We start from the raw sequence: 18,444 nt of genomic DNA on the forward strand, positions 1-18,444 counted from the left end.
GTCACATGCCCTCCTTGGCGAAAAACGTCATGACGGTTCGGACCGGGTTCGACGCTGCCTGGCCGAGGCCGCAGATCGAGGCGTCGCGCATCACCTGTTCCAGATCGTGAATCAGGTCCTTGTCCCAGTTGCCGCTGGCCAGCAGGTCGACCATTTTCTCGGTGCCGGAGCGGCACGGCGTGCATTGGCCGCAGCTCTCGTGCTTGAAGAAGCGCATCAGGTTGAGCGCCGCCTGCCGCATGTCGTCCTTGTCGGACAGGATGACGACAGCGTGCGAGCCGACAAAGGAGCCATGCTTTTCCAGCGTGCCGAAATCGAGTGGGATGTCGCCGAGCGACGCCGGCAGGATGCCACCGGACGCGCCGCCGGGCAGATAGCCCTTGAAGGCGTGGCCATCGGCCATGCCGCCGCAGAATTCCTCGATCAGTTCGAGCACCGTGATGCCGGCCGGGGCCAGCTTGACGCCGGGGTTCTTCACGCGGCCTGAAACCGAGAAGGACCGCAGGCCCTTGTGGTCGCGGCGTCCCTGGCTTGCGAACCAATCCGCGCCCTTCTGCACGATGTCGCGAATCCAGAACAGGGTCTCGACGTTGTGGTTCAGGGTCGGGCGGCCGAACAGGCCCACTTGCGCGATATAGGGCGGCCGGTTGCGTGGCAGGCCACGCTTGCCCTCGATCGATTCGATCATCGCGGATTCCTCGCCGCAGATGTAGGCGCCCGCGCCGCGCCGCAGATCGATGCCGATCTCCTTGGTCAGGCCCGCGGCATCGAGCGCCGCGATCTCGCGTGTCAGGATCTCGTGGGCGGCCGGATATTCGTCGCGCAGATAGATGTAGATGCGCTGCGCGCCGACCACATTGGCGGCGATCAGCGCGCCTTCCAGCATGCGGTGCGGATCGCTTTCCAGATAGGCGCGGTCCTTGAAGGTGCCGGGCTCTCCCTCGTCGGCGTTGACCGTCATCAGCCTCGGGCTGGGCTGCTCGCGCACGATGGACCACTTGCGGCCCACGGGAAAGCCCGCGCCGCCAAGTCCGCGCAGGCCCGCGTCCGACATCAGCTCGATGAGACTTTCCACCGTGTGCTCGCCGGCCTTGACGGCCTTCAGCAGCGCATAGCCGCCGTCCGCCTGATAGGCCGCGAGGTCGGTGTAGGCGGGAATCTCCGGCGTGGTATCGCCGGCCGCGATGGTGGAGATGATCTTGCCTTCGTCGGCCACGTCGACCGCGCGTTTGCCGACCTGCGCCGCAGGTGCGTGCTGACACCGGCCGATGCACGGCACCCGCTGCACGCGCACGTTCTGGCTGTCGCACAGGCCCTCGAGCCTTTCGGCGAGCGCCTCACCTCCGGCCAGCGCGCAGGAGAGCGAATCGCAGACGCGGACGGTCAGCGGCGCCGGCGCCGTGCCGTCTTCGGTGACGATGTCGAAATGGTGGTAGAAGCTGGCGACCTCGAACACCTCGGCCTGCGACAGACGCATCGCATCAGCGAGCGCGCGCAGGTGGCGGGCATGCAAGCAGCCAAACTTGTCCTGGAGCTTGTGCAGATGCTCAATCAGCAGATCGGGCGTGCGGGCCTCCTCACCAAGCAGGGTTTCGACATCGTAAAGCGCGGTCAGGTCAAGTGGCCGGCCTTTCGGTTTCGAATTATCCCGGCGCTTCGCGCCATTTTTGAGCATGTCTTTCTCCCGTGTCCCCGAAACCGGGACTTACCCTCCATTAGATTAGTATTATGGCCACGACGGCAAATCGCGAATGCGGATCGGTTGATTTGCTTTGATTATCAAACTGATCGCATCGGGTGCTGCAGGTTTTCGGCGAGTTCGATCAGACGCTTCGTGACGGGCAGGACCGGGTCACGGTCGGGAATGATCAGGCCGACGCTCTGGGTTATCTCCGGCGTCGTCAGCGGCAGAGCGATCAGCCCCTCGAGATTATGATTGGTCGCCTGGGCTTCCGGCAGCACAGTCGCGAAATGGCCCGTGCGCACATTGCTGAGAATGCCGGTGAAGGAATTGGTAACCACGTGCGGCTCAGGCGCCTTCTGGACCGAGGCGAAGGCCGCATTGACGATGCGGCGGTTCTGCATGTCATCGCTGAGCAGGCACAATGGCAAGGCCGCCGCCGCCGCCCAGCTAATGCCCGTGCCGGCGGGCCGCGCGAGCAAGTCCGGCGAGCCGACGAGGCAATAACGCTCGGTGAACAATGGCACCGTGCGAACGCCGCGCAGCGGTTCGTTGGTCAGATAGGAAACGCCGGCTTCCAGGGAATAGTCGTCGAGTCCCGCCTGTATGGCGATCGAGGTGCGCGACAGGATCGTCACCGATACCGCCGGGTGGACGGCCGCAAAGGCTCCCGTCAGCCAACCGCAGGCCGGCAGCGCAGAGGGCACCACGCCAAGGGTCAGCTTGCCCGACAACACATCGCGCGCGTCGGCCATGTCCTGAATCAGTCCGTCGCAATCGGCGAGGATGCGCCGCGCCCACGACAGGACCCGTTCGCCTTCGGCGGTGAAACCTTCAAAACGTTGGGCGCGTTCGACAATCGGCGCGCCGAGTTCTTCTTCCAGCTTGCGGATGCGCGCGGAGAACGCGGGTTGAGAGATACTGCTGGCCGCGGCGGCGCGGGCGAAATGGCGATGCTCCGCAAGCGCCACGACGAGACGAAGATCCTTGACATCCATGCCGTCCGCATTCCTCTCCCGTTTCCCGCGCGGCCCGTCAAGGTCCGCCTGCCGCGCACAGCGACCTCAGGCGCCCCATTGCCAGAAGTCGCCGCCTTCCGCGTCATAGGCGCGCGCCAGCACCATCTTGTGCACCTCGGAAGCGCCATCCACGAGACGCGCACACCGTGCATAACGATAGATCCATTCGAGCACCGTGTCGTTGGAATAGCCTCGTGCGCCGTTGAGCTGGATACCGGTGTCCGCAGCCTTGTGCAGCGTGTCGGCCACGTGGATCTTGGCGCTGGACACTTCTTTTCGGGCGCGGTCGCCCCCATCGAGCTTCCAGGCGGCATGCATCACCAACAGGCGGCCGATCTGGATGTCGTGCGCGAGCTCGCCGAGCGCCGTCTGGACGGATTCGCGCGCGCCAAGTTTCACACCGAAGCCCTCACGAGTGGAGACATAGTCCTGAGTGATCTCCATGCACCGCTTGGAAAGCCCCAGCCAGCGCATGCAATGGGTCAGGCGCGCCGGCCCCAGGCGGATTTGCGTCACCTTCAAGCCGTCACCGACCTGCATCAGCCGATCACGGTCCGAAATCTCCAGCCCGTCGAATTCCAGCTCGCAGACGCCGCCGTGCTCATCCGGCCCCATGTTGTCGATCCGCCGCACGATGCGCCAGCCAGGTTGGTCGCGGTGAAACAGGAAAGCTGTCAAGTGCTTGCGCGTCTCGTTCGGGTCCGTGCTGGTGCGCGCCATCAAGATGAAGTGCTTGGCGATCGCGGCGCCCGAGATGAACCACTTGCGGCCATAAATTCTCCACACGTTGCCGTGGCGTTCCGCGCGGGTTTGAATCATGCCGGGATCCGAGCCGCCGCCGGGATGAGGCTCCGTCATCACGAAGGAGGAATTGACCTCCCCGTCGACGATTGGCTGCAGCCAGCGTTCCCTCTGGTCATCGGTCCCGACCATTTCAAGAAGGCGCATGTTGCCGTCGTCGGGTGCGGCGCAATTGAAGGCGGAGGGGCCGAAAATCGACCGGTTGGCTTCCTCGTAGAACGCCGCCTGGCCGATCATCGGCAGACCGAGACCGCCACGCGTCTTGGCCATCTGCGGCGCCCACAGCCCGGCCGCCTTTGCCTTGGCGCGCAACTGGTCTCGCAGCTCCAGGCGAATATTCTCGAACTCGTCGAAATTCGCCTTGTCCGCTTCCAGCGGGATGATGTGCTCATCGACGAATGCGCGGACCTGCGTGCGCAGCGCGTCGTGATGGGGATCGAGCGTGAAGTCCATGACCATGGTCCGATTTTACAAGGCGCTGACCAGATGGCCGCCGTCCACGGGAATCACCGCGCCGTTGATGTAGGAGCCCGCATCCGTCGCCAGCAGCAGGAAGGGCGCGTCCAGCTCCGCAAGCCGGCCGATGCGGCGCATCGGGATGCGCTTGATCATCACCTCGGCGCGCGGCGTCTTGAAAAACGCGCGGTTGATCTCGGTGTCGAAGTAGCCCGGGGCGATGGCGTTGACCCGAATGTTGAAACGGGCGAGTTCGCCGGCCAGGCCCTTGGTCATCTGCACGACACCGGCCTTGGAGATGGCATAGGGCACAACGCCCGGAGCGACCCGAAGGCCGAGGATGGAGGCGATATTGATGATGGCGCCGCCCGAGCCGGTCTCCCGCCAGCGCCGCGCCGCCGCCATGGCCGTCAGCCATACGCCGCGCAGGTTGACGTCCATTACCGCGTCGAAATCCTCGACGCTCTGATCCACGGATAGCCCGTCACGGGCGGTCCCGGCGTTGTTGACCAGCACATCGAGCCCGCCGAAGGCGTTGAAAACCGTCTGCATGCACGTTTCGATCGATGCCTCGTCGCTCACATCCAGCGCCACGGCCAGGACCTCGGCCGCGCCCGCCTGCTCAAGCGCCGCGCGCAATGCCTCGAGCCTGTCGGTGCGGCGCGCGGCAATGGCGACACGCGCGCCGCAGCGCGCGCAGGTTTTTGCGAAATGCGCGCCAATACCGCTGGACGCGCCGGTGATCAAAATGCTGCGCCCGGCCAGCATGCCTCCCAGATCCATCCGATCCTCCCAAACCGTTTGGAGCTCACTGTAGAACCAAGCACCGGGTCGCGTCACGTGCCTTGACGAAATTTGGGAAAGGGATTCAGTTGGATAGGGGATGATCGGCGCGGGTTCGGCAGACCGGGCGGCAACCTATGCGGTAAACTGCGAAAACGTCGCCACGACCTTTTCATAGACATCCCGTTTGAACGGAATGATCAACTGGGGAAGGTTCTCGGCCTTTTCCCAGCGCCAGGCGGAAAACTCCGGCTTGTGGCCGTGCGGCGGCTTGATAACGTCGATCTCGCTGTCGTCGCCCTCAAACCGGAACGCGAACCATTTCTGGGTCTGGCCGCGATATTTGCCCTTCCAGGCCTGGCCCGCAACCGCGGCCGGAAGATCGTAGCTGTACCAATCGGTGGCTTCGGCCAGCAGCGAGATGGATGAGACACTGGTCTCCTCAAACAGCTCGCGCCTGGCGGCCGCAAGCGGATCCTCGCCCTTGTCGATACCGCCCTGCGGCATCTGCCAGCGGTGAGCGGCATCCTCCTGCTCCGGACCATCCATGCGCCTGCCGACCCATACCAGCCCGTCGCGGTTGATCAGCATTACGCCGACGCACGGGCGATGAGTGAGCGGAGGGGTGTCGGACATCGGTATCCTCGGTGGCGGGCGAAGGGAAGAGCAGATATGTGGCCGCTCAGTTGGAGGGCACTCTGTTGCGCACCGATGCGCTGAGCGGCACAAGGCGCAGGCCTCGCGCTTCAAGGCTCTGCGCCCATTCGCTGATCCGCTCGATGGAAATCGGCAGCGCCGAAGCCGAACCGATGGCCAGCCCCTTGGTGCGCGCGGTGGCCTCGAGTTTGAGCAGCCGCGCGTCGATCTCGTCTTTTGACGGCACCGCGTCAAGCACCACGTCGGCTCCCGCATAGGGCGTGCGGGTGGCGTTGGAGAGCGCCGCAACCGTGCTGCGCGGCGAGGAGCCGTCGTCGAAATACATCAGCCCGCGGCGCTTGAGTTCCTCGAGCACCGGTTTGATGGCCGCCGCTTCGGCGGTGAAACGCGCGCCCATGAAGTTGCCCACGCCGACATAATTGGAAATCCGGCTCATCAGCCAGTGCAGCCGGTCCGCGTTGGCCTGCGGTGACAGCTTCACCAGAAGCGTGTGCGGGCCGGGATCGTTGTCAGGGAAATCGTACGGTTCGAGGGGGATCTGCAGCAGAAGTTCATGACCGGCCTGGCGCGCGCGCGTCTGCCAGCGGTCGAGGCTGGCGCCATAGGGCGCGAAGGAAAGGGTCACGTCCGCCGGCAGCTTGGCGATCGCCTCCTGAGTGCCCGTCTGGCTGAGACCCAGGCCACCCACGACGATGGCGATGCTGGCCACACCGACGCTCTGGGTGTCATAGGGGCGGGCGTAAAAGTCGAGTGCCCGGGCGCCGTCGTCGCCGATCCGCGGCAGCGGGCCGTAGCGGCCTTCCTCGGTTATCCGGTCGTCGGGCGTGGTCGTCAGGCTGCGTTCACCATCGAGCCCGGCGATCTGGCCACCGGTGGTGCCGTCAGGCAGCACGGGGTCGAAATGCACCGCTGCGTCTTCCGGCGTCACGCCATCGCCCGTCATCCCGTTCGCCGCACCCTCGCCGGCGCCTTGCTGGTCGATGGTCGGACGGATGCCGACGACCGAGATGTCGCGGGCCGAAACGTTGCGCGGGTTCTTGTTGATGGCCACCACGGCAGAGGGTTCGCCCCCGTTGGGATCGTCGACGAATCCGATCCAGACCGTCGCTGCGATGAGAATCACCGCGATGATCGTCATGCCGATCAGGCCGAGCGGAATGCGAAACTGCACCCGTCCGCTTTTCAGCCCCAAGGGGGCGGTCAGTTCATCCGCCGCCATGACAAAATCCACCCGATAGCCGCATTTCAGCCGCGCGTGATCGCGCAACCGCTGTTCGTGTCAGCTCGTCCCGTGCGCGCGTCGCGCGCATAAAACGGGCCGGGCGCAACAGGTGCGCCCGGCCCGCGTCTCATGCATCAGTTCGGCACACCGGCATTGGGGTCCGGCGGGAACTTCTGGTTGATCTTGATACCGCGCAGAAGATCAAAGGCGAAATGCAGCTGCTTGTCATCCTTGGCGTCCGGCGGAACGTAGGCCTGCGAGCCTGTCTGCTCGCTGCCGTCTTCCGATTCCAGATGGCCGCGCAGGTTCGCCTCGCCGCGTGTCTCGAGCTTGCCCTTCAGCTCCTCAGGCAGCTCCTGCAGGATCTCGATGTCCGGCACGATGCCCTTGGCCTGGATCGAGGTGCCCGACGGGGTGAAGTAGCGTGCCGTGGTCAGCCGGATCGCGCCATTGGCGCCAAGCGGGATGATCGTCTGAACGGAACCCTTGCCGAAGGATCGGGTGCCCAGGATGGTGCCGCGGCGATGGTCCTGCAGGGCGCCTGCCACGATTTCGGATGCGGAGGCCGATCCGCCATTGACCAGAACGATCACCGGCTTGCCCTTGGACAGATCGCCCGAACGGGCATTGTAGCGCTGGCTCTCGTCGTTGTTGCGGCCGCGGGTGGAGACAATCTCGCCGCGATCGAGGAACGCATCGGACACGGCGATCGCCTGATCGAGCAGCCCGCCGGGATTGTTGCGCAGATCGACGATGTACCCCTTGAGGTCCTTCTCGGCGATTTCACCGGACAGTTCCGCGATCGCATTTTTCACGCCGTCATAGGTCTGTTCGTTGAACTGCGTGATGCGGATGTAACCGATGTCGTCTTCCTTGCGCCAGCGCACGGAGCGGATGCGGATCACGTCGCGCCTGACGGTGATCTCGATCGGCTCTTCCATAGTGCCGCGACGGATGCGCAACTGGATGTCGGTCTGCACCGGCCCGCGCATCTTCTCCACCGCCTCGTTGAGCGTGAGACCCTGGACGGCCTCGCCGTCCAGATGGGTGATCAGATCGCCGGCCATGACGCCGGCGTGGAACGCCGGCGTGTCGTCGATCGGTGTCACCACCTTGACGAAGCCGTCCTCCATGGTGACCTCGATACCGAGGCCGCCGAACTCACCGCGCGTCTGAACCTGCATGTCGCGGAAGCTTTTGGGCGACATGTAGCTCGAATGCGGATCGAGCGAGGTCAACATGCCGTTGATGGCGGATTCGATCAGTTCCGCATCGTCGGGTGTCTCCACATAATCGGAGCGGATCCGCTCGAACACGTCACCAAACAGATGCAACTGCCTGTAGGTGTCGGAAGCGGCCGCGTTTGCGGCGCTGCCGATCATGAACTCTGTCTGCGACAGGGTGACCACCGCGGTGGCGCCAAGCAAGGCGCCGGCGAGCAACAACGAGGCTTTCCGTATCATCCGCGAACCTTTTCATCTTCCGGGCGCGCCCACCAGGGCGCGGGATCGATTGAAGTGCCGTCTTTTCGAAACTCAATATAGAGCACAGGACGCGTGGACCCCAGGTCAAGCATCGTCGCACTGGCCAGCTTGGGAATTCCCATGACCGCGACAGGCTCTCCCGCCAGGACAAACTGTCCCAGATCCACATCGATTCGATCCATGCCGGCGAGCAGGACATGATAGCCACCGCCCGCGTTCAGGATCAAGAGTTGGCCGTAGCTGCGAAATGGCCCCGCGTAGACCACCCAGCCGTCAGCGGGCGCGGTCACACTGGCGCCGCTGCGCGCGGCAATCGACATTCCCTGCGTGTGCGCGCCAAAGCCGTCATCCGTGCCAAAGTCGCGCAGCACGGCGCCGTTCACCGGCATGCCGAGCAGACCCTTCGCCCGGGCGAATGTGATCGCCGGACTCAGACGACCGGGATCGGCGAAGGGATCATCGTCGCGGTGCGCGGCACGGGTGCGCGCCTCGTGCTCGGCCGCATCCCGGGCGGCCTGCTGGGTCGCGCCGATTTCCGCTTCCAGTTTTCTGATCAGATCCTGCAGCGAGGTGGCCGCCTGCGCCAGCTCCTGCGCGCGAGCACTCTCCGCCTCGAGCTTCTCGCGCGAGGCTGTTTCCTGCTCGCGCTTGGCCTCGATCAGCAATTCCACCCGCGACCGTTCCTCGGCCAGACGCATTGAGTCGCTTTTCAGGCGATCACGTTCGCCGGCGATATCATCGTGCAGGCTTGTCAGCTGCTGCAAGTCGCCCGCAAGCGCTTCGGCTTCCGTGCGGATTTCCGGCATCACCGCGTTGAGCAGCATCGCACTGCGCACGGCGGCCAGCGCATCCTTGGGCCGCACCGCCAGCGCCGGCGGCGGACGTCGGCCGATCCGCTGCAGCGTCGCCAGCACTTCGGCCAGCACGCCGCGCCGATCATTGAGTGACGCGCGGACGCTCACCACGTTCATGCGCAAACGGCCCAGTCGCTCCTCGGTCGCATCCAACTCGCCCTCCAGCGCATGCACGCGCTGGGCGGTGCGCAACAGATCGGCATTGAGCGTGTCGCGATCGCGGTTGATCGCATCGATCTCGCGCTTGAGTTCCGCCTGGCGTTCCTCGGTCAGGCTGATGTCGCGCGTCAGCGCCTGCAGTTCCTGTTCGTGTGCCTGTTTGGCGCGTTCCGCCTCGGTCTGAGCGGCGCCCGCATCTTCAGCGACAAGCTCCGCGGCGTCGGGGTCGACCTCGCTCTGGGTTGCCGCTGCGGATGTTGCCGCCGCCGTGAGCAGCAGAAGCGGTATCGATACACCACACAGCCAGGCGCGCAGCGCGAAACGCACCTCGCCACACGCGGCGCGGGCGCCCATGCGATGGAAGCCCGTCACTCCTGATCCTGCCGGAATTGCACTGATTCCGCGACGGTGCGCCGTCACCTTGTCCTCCGTTCAGGCCACCAGCCAAACGGCTGTCTCGAGCCTGATGGTCGCGCCAGTAACTCACCCCGTCGAGTATGTCAGCGGCCGATTAACGAAACGTCAACCATAAGATTCCGGGGGCTCTTCTTCGTATCGGCAGATTGCGGCGACAAACAGGCGCGATGAGTCCGCAGTAGCCGCAGTGCACACCTGGTAAACAGCACGTGTTCAGGCCGGGTCCAGCGGCTCTTAGGAACGATGATATGGATGACCCGCAAGGATGGATATGGCGCGGTAAACCTGCTCTGCGAGGAGAATGCGCACGAGCTGGTGCGGCCATGTCATCGCGCCGAAGGAAAGCTTGAGATCGGCGCGCGCCAGAAGCGCCTCGCCGTGTCCGTCCGCGCCGCCGATGACAAAGGCGAGATCGGAGACACCGTCATCGCGCCAGCGCCCGATGCGGGCGGCGAAATCCGGGCTTGGCATTGTCTTGCCGCGCTCGTCCAACGCCACCAGCACGCAGCGCTCCGGAAGGGCGGCGAGCAAGGCTTCGGCTTCTGCCTGCTTGCGGTCCTGCGCGCGGGAGGCGCGTGATTCCGCCAGTTCTATGATGTCGGGACCTGAGAACCCCAGCGCCGGGCCGCTCTTGCGCGCGCGATCGAGATAGCGCGCAAGAAGATCCCTGTCGGCACCGGCCTTGATCCGGCCGATACCGGCTATGGTGATCCGCATGCGCCAGTCTCTGTGTCACAACCGATGCGACGCCACAGCGCCAGGATGGGCGCCGCGCGGGCCGCTCGGGTTCATCGTCAGCCGTATCCGCGAGCGGCCGCCTTCAGCGCGCTCCCGAAGACGTCAGTTCGAGTACTGCGGCTGCGTGTCGGTCTCGGCGGACCACATCTTCTCGATGTTGTAGAAGCTCCGCACTTCGGGCCGGAACAGATGCACGATGATGTCGCCGGTATCGACCAGCACCCAGTCGCAATGGGGCAATCCCTCGACGCGCGGAGCGCCCAGACCGGCCTTCTTGAGATCCCGGATGAGATGATCAGCGACGGCGCTGACATGACGGTGCGACCGGCCGCTCGCGACGATCATGTGATCGGCGATGGCGGTCTTCCCGAAAATGTCGATGGAGACAATGTCCTCGGCCTTTGAATCATCAAGGCTGGCAAGGACGACAGACAGCGGATCCGCGATATCACTCGACTGGATCGCTGCTTCATGAGGATCGCGGAGCACCGCGCCCTCGTTTTTAGATGTCATGGTCAGGTGTATAGCCTTTTCGCCATGCGTTACGTGTTCCGCGTTCATCGACATCCCCGATGGGGTTTGCACTTCGGGTGCAACACCGTCGGGAGCAATACCATAGAACCAGGCCAACAAACGCATTCTCGAGTGGTGTGCCGCATATACTACGCGCGGCCATATAGCCACTCTATTGTCAGGATATGCTCTCGGATGCGTCTATTTCAAGACATTCCCAAAGGCACGGTTACGGAAATCTCAGGTTGTTGCCGAACGGCGACGCAATTCGGTCGATGAAATCGGGTCTCGCGGTCCGTGTAGGAAGGTCCAGGCGGGCGCCCGCATCGCGGCCAGCGCGGAGGCGTCACGCTCTGGGACGCGCTGCGCGGCATAAGCATGGGCCAGCCGGGACCCGAGCACCGCGAGCGTGGAATCCGGCCGGTCGACGATCGCCACCGGCAGCCGCTCGACGATGTCGCGCCAGTTTTGCCAGCGGTGGAAGCCCGCCAGATTGTCGGCACCCATGATCCAAGTGAAACGCAGATCCGGCCGGCGTTGCGTCAACGCGGCAATGGTCTGTGCCGTATAGGCGGTGCCCAGCAGCGCTTCCCAGGCCGTCACATGCACGCGCGGATCGCCCGCAATCTCTTTGCAGGCCTGAACACGGGCTTGTAGTGGCGCGAGTTCGTCGTGATTTTTCAATGGATTGCCCGGTGTGACCAGCCACCACACCGCATCCAGTCGCAACCGCCGCAGGGCAATGCGGCTCACGTGGGCATGTCCGCTGTGCGGCGGGTTGAACGAGCCGCCGAACAGGCCGATGCGCTGGCCGTGGCCGGCCGGCGGCAAGCGCATCCATTCGGGCGCGGGCGCACCCTCGAGCTGCTGACGCAGAGTCGTCGGGGGCCGCCCGGCATCCGTCACGGGCGGATCTGACCGGTGCCGCGCACCTGATACTTGAAGCTTGTGAGCTGTTCGACGCCAACGGGGCCACGCGCATGCATGCGCCCGGTGGCGATGCCGATCTCGGCGCCCATGCCGAACTCGCCGCCGTCGGCGAACTGGGTCGAGGCATTGTGCACGACGATGGCGGAATCCACCTGGCTCAGGAATGTCTCCGCGGCCTGCGCGTTTTCAGTGATGATCGCGTCGGTGTGGTGCGAGCCCAACGTCTCGATGTGATCTATCGCCGCATCCAGCCCGTCGACGACCTTCACCGCGATGATCGCGTCGAGATATTCCGTGCTCCAGTCAGCGTCGGTCGCGGGGATCACATCGGCCACGCGCTCTTGAACTTCCGCATCGCCGTGGATCTCGCAGCCCGCATTGATCAGCGCCTGAACCAGCGGCACGAGATGGGTGTCCACGCAGGCCCTGTCGATCAGCAGGGTTTCGGCCGCGCCGCAAATGCCGGTGCGCCGCATCTTGGCGTTGACGACGATCTTCACCGCCTTGTCCAGATCCGCATCCTTGTCGATGAAGACATGCACCAGGCCCTCCAGATGGGCAAAGACCGGGACGCGGGCTTCGCTCTGCACCCGGCCGACCAGGCTCTTGCCGCCGCGCGGCACGATGACGTCGACATTGCCGTCCAGCCCGCCGAGCATGGCGCCCACGGCGGCGCGATCGGTGGTCGGAACAAGCTGAATCGCGGCTTCGGGCAGACCGGCTTCCGCCAACCCCTGACGCAGGCAATCGGCAATCGCCGAGGAAGAATGGAAACTGTCGGAGCCGCCGCGCAGGATCACCGCATTGCCGGCCTTCACGCACAGGGCACCCGCGTCCGCCGTCACATTGGGACGGCTTTCGTAGATCACGCCAATAACACCCAGCGGCGTGCGCACGCGCTCGATCTTCAGCCCGTTGGGCCGCTCCCATTCGCCGATCACGGTGCCCACAGGATCGTCCAGCGCGGCAATCGCCTCGATCCCGGCGGCCATATCCTCGATGCGCGCGTCATCGAGTGTGCCGCGATCGAGAAACGCCGCCGTCTGGCCTTGGGCACGCATGGCGGCGAGGTCCTTCGCGTTGGCGGCAAGGATGGCATTCGCATTGGCGCGAATGGCGGCGGCCATGGCATGCAGTGCCGCATCCTTGCGGCTGGCCGGCGTGGTTGCGAGCGTCCGGGCGGCGGCGCGGGCGTCCGCGCCGATCCGGGTCATGATCGCGCCGACATCCTCGGCTGTTTCCACGTCCTGCGCCGTTGCGGCTTCGTTCAGCATCGCCCTGTTTCCTTGCGTCCCTGGCCATCTGGGCTCCGCGATCCGTTTTGGCCAATGATATCAGTCGAGCACCATATCGTCGCGGTGGATCATCACGGCACGCCCGGCATAGCCCAGGATGGCCTCGATCTCATTCGTGTTGCGGCCAACCAGCCGCGCCGCATCGGCGTGATCGTAGGCGACCAGCCCGCGGCCGATTTCGCGTCCGGTTTCATTCAGGATACACACCGCGTCGCCGCGCTGGAATCCGCCTTTGACGGCTGTGACGCCGGCGGGCAGCAGGCTGCGGCCGGATCCAAGCGCTTTCGCCGCGCCCGCATCTACCGACACGCTGCCGCGGGTTTCCAGATGCCCCGCGATCCAGGTCTTGCGGGCGGTGGCCGGCGTCGATTGCGCGGTGAACCAGGTCGCGCGGCCGCCGTCGGCCACATAGGCCAGCGGATTGAGCCGCTTGCCGGAGGCGATCACCATTGTGGTGCCGGCGTTGGTGGCGATCCGCGCGGCATCGATCTTGGTTTTCATGCCGCCGCGTGACAGCTCCGATCCCGCCGCACCCGCCATCGCCTCGATCTCCGGCGTCACCCGCTCCACCGTCTCGACAAACCGTGCATCGGGATCGAGCGCTGGCGGCGCGGTGTAAAGCCCGTCGACATCGGACAGCAGCACCAGCGTGTCGGCGCTGGCCATGGTGGCGACGCGCGCCGCCAGCCGGTCGTTGTCGCCATAGCGGATCTCGCTGGTGGCCACCGTGTCGTTTTCGTTGATGACCGGCACGGCCTTCAGCTTGCACAGCATGTGAATGGTCGCGCGCGCGTTGAGATAGCGGCGGCGCTCCTCGGTGTCGCCCAGTGTCAGCAGCAACTGACCCGCCGTCATGCCGCGTTCGCCGAGTACCTCGGCATAGGCGTGGCCGAGCGCGATCTGGCCGACCGCCGCCGCCGCCTGGCTTTCCTCGAGCTTGAGCGCGCCGGCCGGCAGGCCAAGCACACCGCGCCCCAGCGCGATGGCGCCCGAGGAGACGATCATCACTTCGCAGCCCCGGGCGACAAGGGCCGCCAGGTCATCCGCCAGCGCTTCAAGCCAGGCGCGCCGCAACTGCCCGGCCTCGACAAGCAACGCCGAGCCGATCTTCACGACGATGCGGCTTCGCGCCGCAAACGTCCGCTTCACGGGTGCCACTCCTCGGGATCGCCGGCCGGCTCCTCGGCGATCGCCTGCGCGGCGTCGGCGTGGCCGACGGTGCGGATGATCTCGCGGAGTGTCTCCTGGATATTTTCGCCGGAGGCGGCCGAAATCGCCAGCGGTGGCGTGGGCGTCACAGCGGCAAGGGCCGCAAGCTTCTCCGTGCGCACATCCTCGTTCATGGCGTCCAGCTTGGTCATGGCGACGATCTCGAGCTTTTCCGCCAGACCATGACCGTAGGCGCTCAGTTCGCCGCGAATGATCCGGTAGGCTTCCGCAGGATCATCCTGTGTGCCGTCGACCAGATGCAGCAGGACCCGGGTGCGCTCCACGTGGCCCAGGAAGCGGTCACCGATGCCCGCACCCTCATGCGCGCCCTCGATCAGTCCGGGAATGTCCGCCATGACGAATTCGCGTCCGTCGATGCCAACCACGCCGAGATTGGGATGCAGCGTGGTGAAGGGATAGTCGGCAATCTTGGGCTTGGCCGAAGACACAGCCGCCAGGAACGTCGATTTTCCGGCATTGGGCAGCCCGACGAGACCCGCGTCGGCGATCAGCTTGAGCCGCAGCCAGATCCAACGTTCCAGGCCATCGAGACCGGGATTGACGCGCCGGGGCGCCTGGTTCACCGAGGTCTTGAAGTGCGCGTTGCCGAAACCGCCGTTGCCGCCGCGCAGCAGCAGAAGCTTCTGACCCACCGCCGTCAGGTCGGCGAGCACCGTCTCGTTATCGTCTTCCAGGATCTGGGTGCCGATGGGCACCCGAAGGGTGATGTCGTCACCCTTGCCACCGGTGCGGTTCTTGCCCATGCCGTGGCCGCCGGTCTTGGCCTTGAAATGCTGCTGGTAGCGGTAGTCGATCAGCGTGTTGAGTCCGTCGACGCATTCCACCCAGACATCGCCGCCGCGTCCGCCGTCGCCGCCGTCCGGTCCGCCGTACTGAATGGATTTCTCACGCCGGAAACTCAGCGAGCCGCCGCCGCCGTCGCCCGATCGCACAAAGACTTTCGCCTGATCCAGGAACTTCATTGTCTCATCTCGAATTCATTGCAACGCCCGGTGGTTTCCGGATGCCGCCGCGTCCAAAAGGACGCAAGAAAGGTAAATAGCCGATTGGCCAGGCTTTCGACAGATCTTCCGCGTGCCTCTAGAGCGTTTCCTTGTTAAATGGAATCAATTCTGTTGGTCCAAACCGGTTCGATCCGCGAGGAAACGGGCGAACGGCGTAGCCCATGCTACGGCGGAGGCCGTTGACGCGGCGGACGGCCGGTTTCGACCAACCCTTTGGGCGGGATGAATTTTCCCGATTATCGGCGAGGCCCGTCTCGGCCATATCCGCGATATGCCCTTCGCCAATCCTCTTGATCCTCGACAAAATTCATCTCCGCAGAATGGTTCCATTCAACAAGGAAACGCTCTAGTAAATCCGTCTGCGCTTCGACGCCGCAGGCGACCGGGAACGACACAACAGGTCTTCCCGGCGGCACGCGGCATGTTCATGGACGGCAGGCGTCAGGCCACCGAGCCCCAGCCCTTCAGCGCCACCCACAACTTGCGGTCCAGCACGTAATTTTCAACCGGCACGGCGCCGCCCACCGCGATCGAACGGATCATGCCGCCGTCGCGGTACTGGAAGCCACATTTTTCCAGGACCCTTCGCGAGGCCGGATTGGTCGGCCGGCAGGCGCCGACGAGTTCGGTGTGCCCGCCGACATCAAACGCATGATCCAGCACCGCGTGCGCCGCTTCGGTGGCGAAGCCCTGCCCCCAGAACGGTTCACCGATCCAGTATCCGAGCTGAGGCTCCCGCATTTCGCCGGACAGGGGCCCGTAGCCACAGGCCCCGATAAGGCGGCCCGTTGTCTGCAGTCGCACCGCGAAAATCGCATGGCCGCCCCCGGCGGTTTCCGCCTTCGCGATCCACTGCCGCGCATCCTCCATCGTATAGGGATACGGCATGCGCGCCGTCATTTCCGCCACCTTGCGGTTGTTGGCGAGCGCGATGATGTCGCCGACATCCGCAAGTTCCGGCCGATTCAGCCGGAGCCGCTCGGTACTCAATGACGGAGCGCCGCCTGGGCACTCCCTGCAATCAGCAATCATGATCGTCCTCCACTCAGACGACGCGCGTTCGGACCTCGGTCCCTGGGCGCACAAAGAAAAGGGGAGATGGTGGTGTCCCATCTCCCCTTTCTTCATCACGGTTGCCTGCAACCGCCGGGTCGATGTGACACCGGCGATTTGAAAATCATATGCCGGCTTTACTCTGCTGCTTCCATCACCGGGACAACGGATACGTACGTGCGGCCGTTCGCCTTGGCGCGGAACGCAACTCGACCGTCGACTTTGGCGAAAATCGTATGGTCCTTGCCGAGGCCGACGCCTGTGCCCGGATGCCACTTCGTTCCGCGCTGACGCAGAATGATGTTGCCCGGAATCACGGCTTCGCCGCCGAACTTCTTCACGCCAAGACGGCGGCCTGCCGAGTCGCGACCGTTGCGCGACGAACCGCCAGCTTTTTTATGAGCCATGGTTTCTCTCCTACTCTCGGGTCGCCGTTACTCGCCAGCGGCGAGGGTCTTGGCCTGTTCGATCCAGTTGTCGCGTTCGAAACGGCCCTTCAGGCCGGTTTCGTCCTCGACGCGGGCGACGTCGTCGGCCGAGAAGGCAGCGATCTGCGCGTAGGTGGAGACACCCGCGGCATTCAGCTTCTTCTCCATGGCCGGGCCGAGGCCCGTCAGCTTCTTCAGGTCGTCGCCACCGGCGGCGGCCGGAGCGGCTTCCTTGGCCGGTGCCGCGTCCTTGGAGGCGGCTTCCGCCTTCTTCGGCGCGGCGGCCTTCTTGGCAGCCTTCGCGCCGCCGGTCAGGATATCGGTGATCCGGACCATGGTCACCTCCTGGCGATGACCCTTCTTGCGGCGGTAGTTCTGGCGGCGCTTCTTCTTGAAGATGATGACCTTCTTGTTGCGCGCCTGCTCAACCACCTCGGCGGCAACCGATGCGCCTTCGACGGTCGGCGTGCCGATCGTCGTGTCGGTGTCGGAACCAACCATCAGAACTTCGTCGAACGTCACGGCGTCACCGGCTTCACCGGAAAGCTTTTCGACCTTCAGCAGGTCATTGGCGGCAACGCGGTACTGCTTGCCACCGGTCTTGATTACAGCGAACATCGCTGGCTTCCTTCATTCGTTCGTGTGCACGCCCTTCGGCGCCACGATTGCCCCGGAATCGGTGCGATCATGGACTTTTGCGACGGTGTCTCGGGGGCGGATCTAGCCGCGCCATCGACATTGCTTCGTCTGGGAGCCTCGGGCAGCGCGTTGGACGGAGTTTCCCCGCCTTTGCGAAAGTGCGCGGACTATACGGTTTCGCGCCACGGAGTCAACGTCGCGGGCGATAATTTTCCGCGCCGCAACGCCTGCAATCCGGCCCGCGCGGCCAGCCCATTCAAATGGTCATTCCAGCGGCCGCGTCCGCCACGCCGCGGCCGTGGCACTGCGTGCGTTTCACACAAGGGCCGGCCGACGGCCGTTCAGGCGCGGGTAAATCGGCCGAAACTCAAGCGCTGTCAATGTTCTGCGGGGCTGCCGGCGACATGCGCGCACCGCCGCCCACAGCCTGTGCACCGTCCCGGATTGCCCCTTGCGCGCCGCGAAACCCGTGTGTATGGTCCGCGCCGCTAGCCAAAGGCTCGCACCGCGGAGAGGTGCCAGAGTGGTTGAATGGGACGGTCTCGAAAACCGTTGAGCGTGCAAGCGTTCCGAGGGTTCGAATCCCTCTCTCTCCGCCACTATTTCGCTCGCGCCAATCTCGCTTCGTTCGACGGCTCCGCGGGCGCGCCCTTTCGGGGGTCGCGCCGCCGCGCGCCTGGCTCCCAGTTCGAACTGCGTTCCGAACTCTCCGCCACGTCGGCATGAAACCGGGCACGCCGGTTGCCGCCGTTTCTGCGCCGCTTGCGGCGGTCAGCGTCCCCAGAAGCTCGATCTTCGATCCCGTGATGCGCACTTCGCGCTCGTCAACTTCGACACATTGCGCGATCGCGCGCAGGTGGTTCCGTCGGCAACCGCCGTCTAACGTGAAAGCCGTGATGTGCCGGAGCCTTCACCAGAGCAGGCCGCCAATTGTCCCAAACCCTTTGAAGACGGGCAGTCTGTACTTGGAAACGGTCCCAAGTATGATACGTGCACCCGATGTCCGTTTGATGAAAGCCAGCAGGCCAATCCGGCGTTTGCATGCCGTTCCAGCGTCAGACAATTCGCGTCAAACCGCCAG

The 18,444-nt window shown here is 64.8% G+C and carries 17 protein-coding genes and 1 tRNA gene; 1 reads left to right on the top strand and 17 read right to left on the bottom strand.

Annotation, left to right across the window (positions count from 1 at the left end; genetic code table 11):
* Position 1 precedes the first annotated feature (1 nt).
* The 17 genes from D1F64_RS01345 to D1F64_RS01425 form a co-directional block, all read right to left on the bottom strand.
* Entirely contained in the window at positions 2 to 1,675 is a 1,674-nt protein-coding gene (locus D1F64_RS01345; RefSeq protein WP_117410956.1) for an NADH-ubiquinone oxidoreductase-F iron-sulfur binding region domain-containing protein, read from the bottom strand.
* A 104-nt stretch (positions 1,676 to 1,779) separates the two neighbouring features.
* Positions 1,780 to 2,679: a LysR family transcriptional regulator gene (locus tag D1F64_RS01350; RefSeq protein ID WP_117410957.1), complete on the bottom strand. Its 900-nt coding sequence runs from the start codon at positions 2,677 to 2,679 to the stop codon at positions 1,780 to 1,782.
* A 66-nt stretch (positions 2,680 to 2,745) separates the two neighbouring features.
* A complete protein-coding gene (locus D1F64_RS01355; RefSeq protein ID WP_117414339.1) occupies positions 2,746 to 3,954 on the bottom strand; it encodes an acyl-CoA dehydrogenase family protein in 1,209 nt (402 codons plus the stop codon).
* Positions 3,955 to 3,969: 15 nt separating this feature from the next.
* The gene (locus tag D1F64_RS01360; RefSeq protein ID WP_117410958.1) at positions 3,970 to 4,740 is read right to left on the bottom strand and encodes a glucose 1-dehydrogenase; all 771 of its coding nucleotides are present in this window, start codon (positions 4,738 to 4,740) and stop codon (positions 3,970 to 3,972) included.
* 135 nt (positions 4,741 to 4,875) lie between these two features.
* Complete coding sequence (locus D1F64_RS01365) at positions 4,876 to 5,376, bottom strand: RNA pyrophosphohydrolase (protein WP_117410959.1); 501 nt, start codon at positions 5,374 to 5,376, stop codon at positions 4,876 to 4,878.
* A 46-nt stretch (positions 5,377 to 5,422) separates the two neighbouring features.
* Positions 5,423 to 6,616 carry a divergent polysaccharide deacetylase family protein gene (locus D1F64_RS01370; RefSeq protein WP_117414340.1) on the bottom strand — a complete coding sequence of 398 codons (1,194 nt, stop codon included), beginning with the start codon at positions 6,614 to 6,616 and terminating at the stop codon, positions 5,423 to 5,425.
* 137 nt (positions 6,617 to 6,753) lie between these two features.
* Positions 6,754 to 8,082, bottom strand: a complete 1,329-nt coding sequence (locus tag D1F64_RS01375) for a S41 family peptidase (RefSeq protein ID WP_117410960.1) — start codon at positions 8,080 to 8,082, stop codon at positions 6,754 to 6,756.
* Positions 8,079 to 9,488, bottom strand: coding sequence for a peptidoglycan DD-metalloendopeptidase family protein (locus tag D1F64_RS01380; protein ID WP_248304570.1), 1,410 nt, complete (start codon positions 9,486 to 9,488; stop codon positions 8,079 to 8,081). The genes D1F64_RS01375 and D1F64_RS01380 overlap by 4 nt, the downstream gene beginning before the upstream one ends.
* Before the next feature lie 279 nt (positions 9,489 to 9,767).
* Complete coding sequence (gene rlmH, locus D1F64_RS01385) at positions 9,768 to 10,250, bottom strand: 23S rRNA (pseudouridine(1915)-N(3))-methyltransferase RlmH (RefSeq protein ID WP_117410962.1); 483 nt, start codon at positions 10,248 to 10,250, stop codon at positions 9,768 to 9,770.
* A 123-nt stretch (positions 10,251 to 10,373) separates the two neighbouring features.
* Positions 10,374 to 10,784 carry a ribosome silencing factor gene (gene rsfS, locus D1F64_RS01390; RefSeq protein WP_117414341.1) on the bottom strand — a complete coding sequence of 137 codons (411 nt, stop codon included), beginning with the start codon at positions 10,782 to 10,784 and terminating at the stop codon, positions 10,374 to 10,376.
* Positions 10,785 to 11,024: 240 nt separating this feature from the next.
* On the bottom strand, positions 11,025 to 11,690 hold the full coding sequence (locus tag D1F64_RS01395) for a nicotinate-nucleotide adenylyltransferase (protein WP_346432287.1): 666 nt from the start codon (positions 11,688 to 11,690) through the stop codon (positions 11,025 to 11,027).
* Positions 11,687 to 12,988 carry a glutamate-5-semialdehyde dehydrogenase gene (locus D1F64_RS01400; RefSeq protein ID WP_117410963.1) on the bottom strand — a complete coding sequence of 434 codons (1,302 nt, stop codon included), beginning with the start codon at positions 12,986 to 12,988 and terminating at the stop codon, positions 11,687 to 11,689. Before D1F64_RS01400 ends, D1F64_RS01395 begins: the two co-directional genes overlap by 4 nt.
* A 60-nt stretch (positions 12,989 to 13,048) precedes the next feature.
* Positions 13,049 to 14,167, bottom strand: coding sequence for a glutamate 5-kinase (gene proB, locus D1F64_RS01405; protein ID WP_117410964.1), 1,119 nt, complete (start codon positions 14,165 to 14,167; stop codon positions 13,049 to 13,051).
* Positions 14,155 to 15,201, bottom strand: coding sequence for a GTPase ObgE (gene obgE, locus D1F64_RS01410; protein ID WP_117410965.1), 1,047 nt, complete (start codon positions 15,199 to 15,201; stop codon positions 14,155 to 14,157). Before obgE ends, proB begins: the two co-directional genes overlap by 13 nt.
* A 483-nt stretch (positions 15,202 to 15,684) precedes the next feature.
* A complete protein-coding gene (locus D1F64_RS01415) occupies positions 15,685 to 16,371 on the bottom strand; it encodes a GNAT family N-acetyltransferase (protein ID WP_248304571.1) in 687 nt (228 codons plus the stop codon).
* Positions 16,372 to 16,433: 62 nt separating this feature from the next.
* Positions 16,434 to 16,703: a 50S ribosomal protein L27 gene (rpmA, locus tag D1F64_RS01420; RefSeq protein ID WP_117410967.1), complete on the bottom strand. Its 270-nt coding sequence runs from the start codon at positions 16,701 to 16,703 to the stop codon at positions 16,434 to 16,436.
* Positions 16,704 to 16,730: 27 nt separating this feature from the next.
* Positions 16,731 to 17,342 (bottom strand): 50S ribosomal protein L21, encoded by a 612-nt coding sequence (locus D1F64_RS01425; RefSeq protein WP_117410968.1) that lies wholly within the window; start codon positions 17,340 to 17,342, stop codon positions 16,731 to 16,733.
* 530 nt (positions 17,343 to 17,872) lie between these two features.
* Here D1F64_RS01425 and D1F64_RS01430 point away from each other — a divergent pair.
* Positions 17,873 to 17,962: transfer RNA gene (locus D1F64_RS01430), tRNA-Ser, on the top strand.
* The last annotated feature ends 482 nt before the right edge of the window (positions 17,963 to 18,444 follow it).

Origin of the sequence: Breoghania sp. L-A4 (assembly GCF_003432385.1) — a bacterium.
Taxonomy (GTDB): Bacteria; Pseudomonadota; Alphaproteobacteria; order Rhizobiales; family Stappiaceae; genus Breoghania.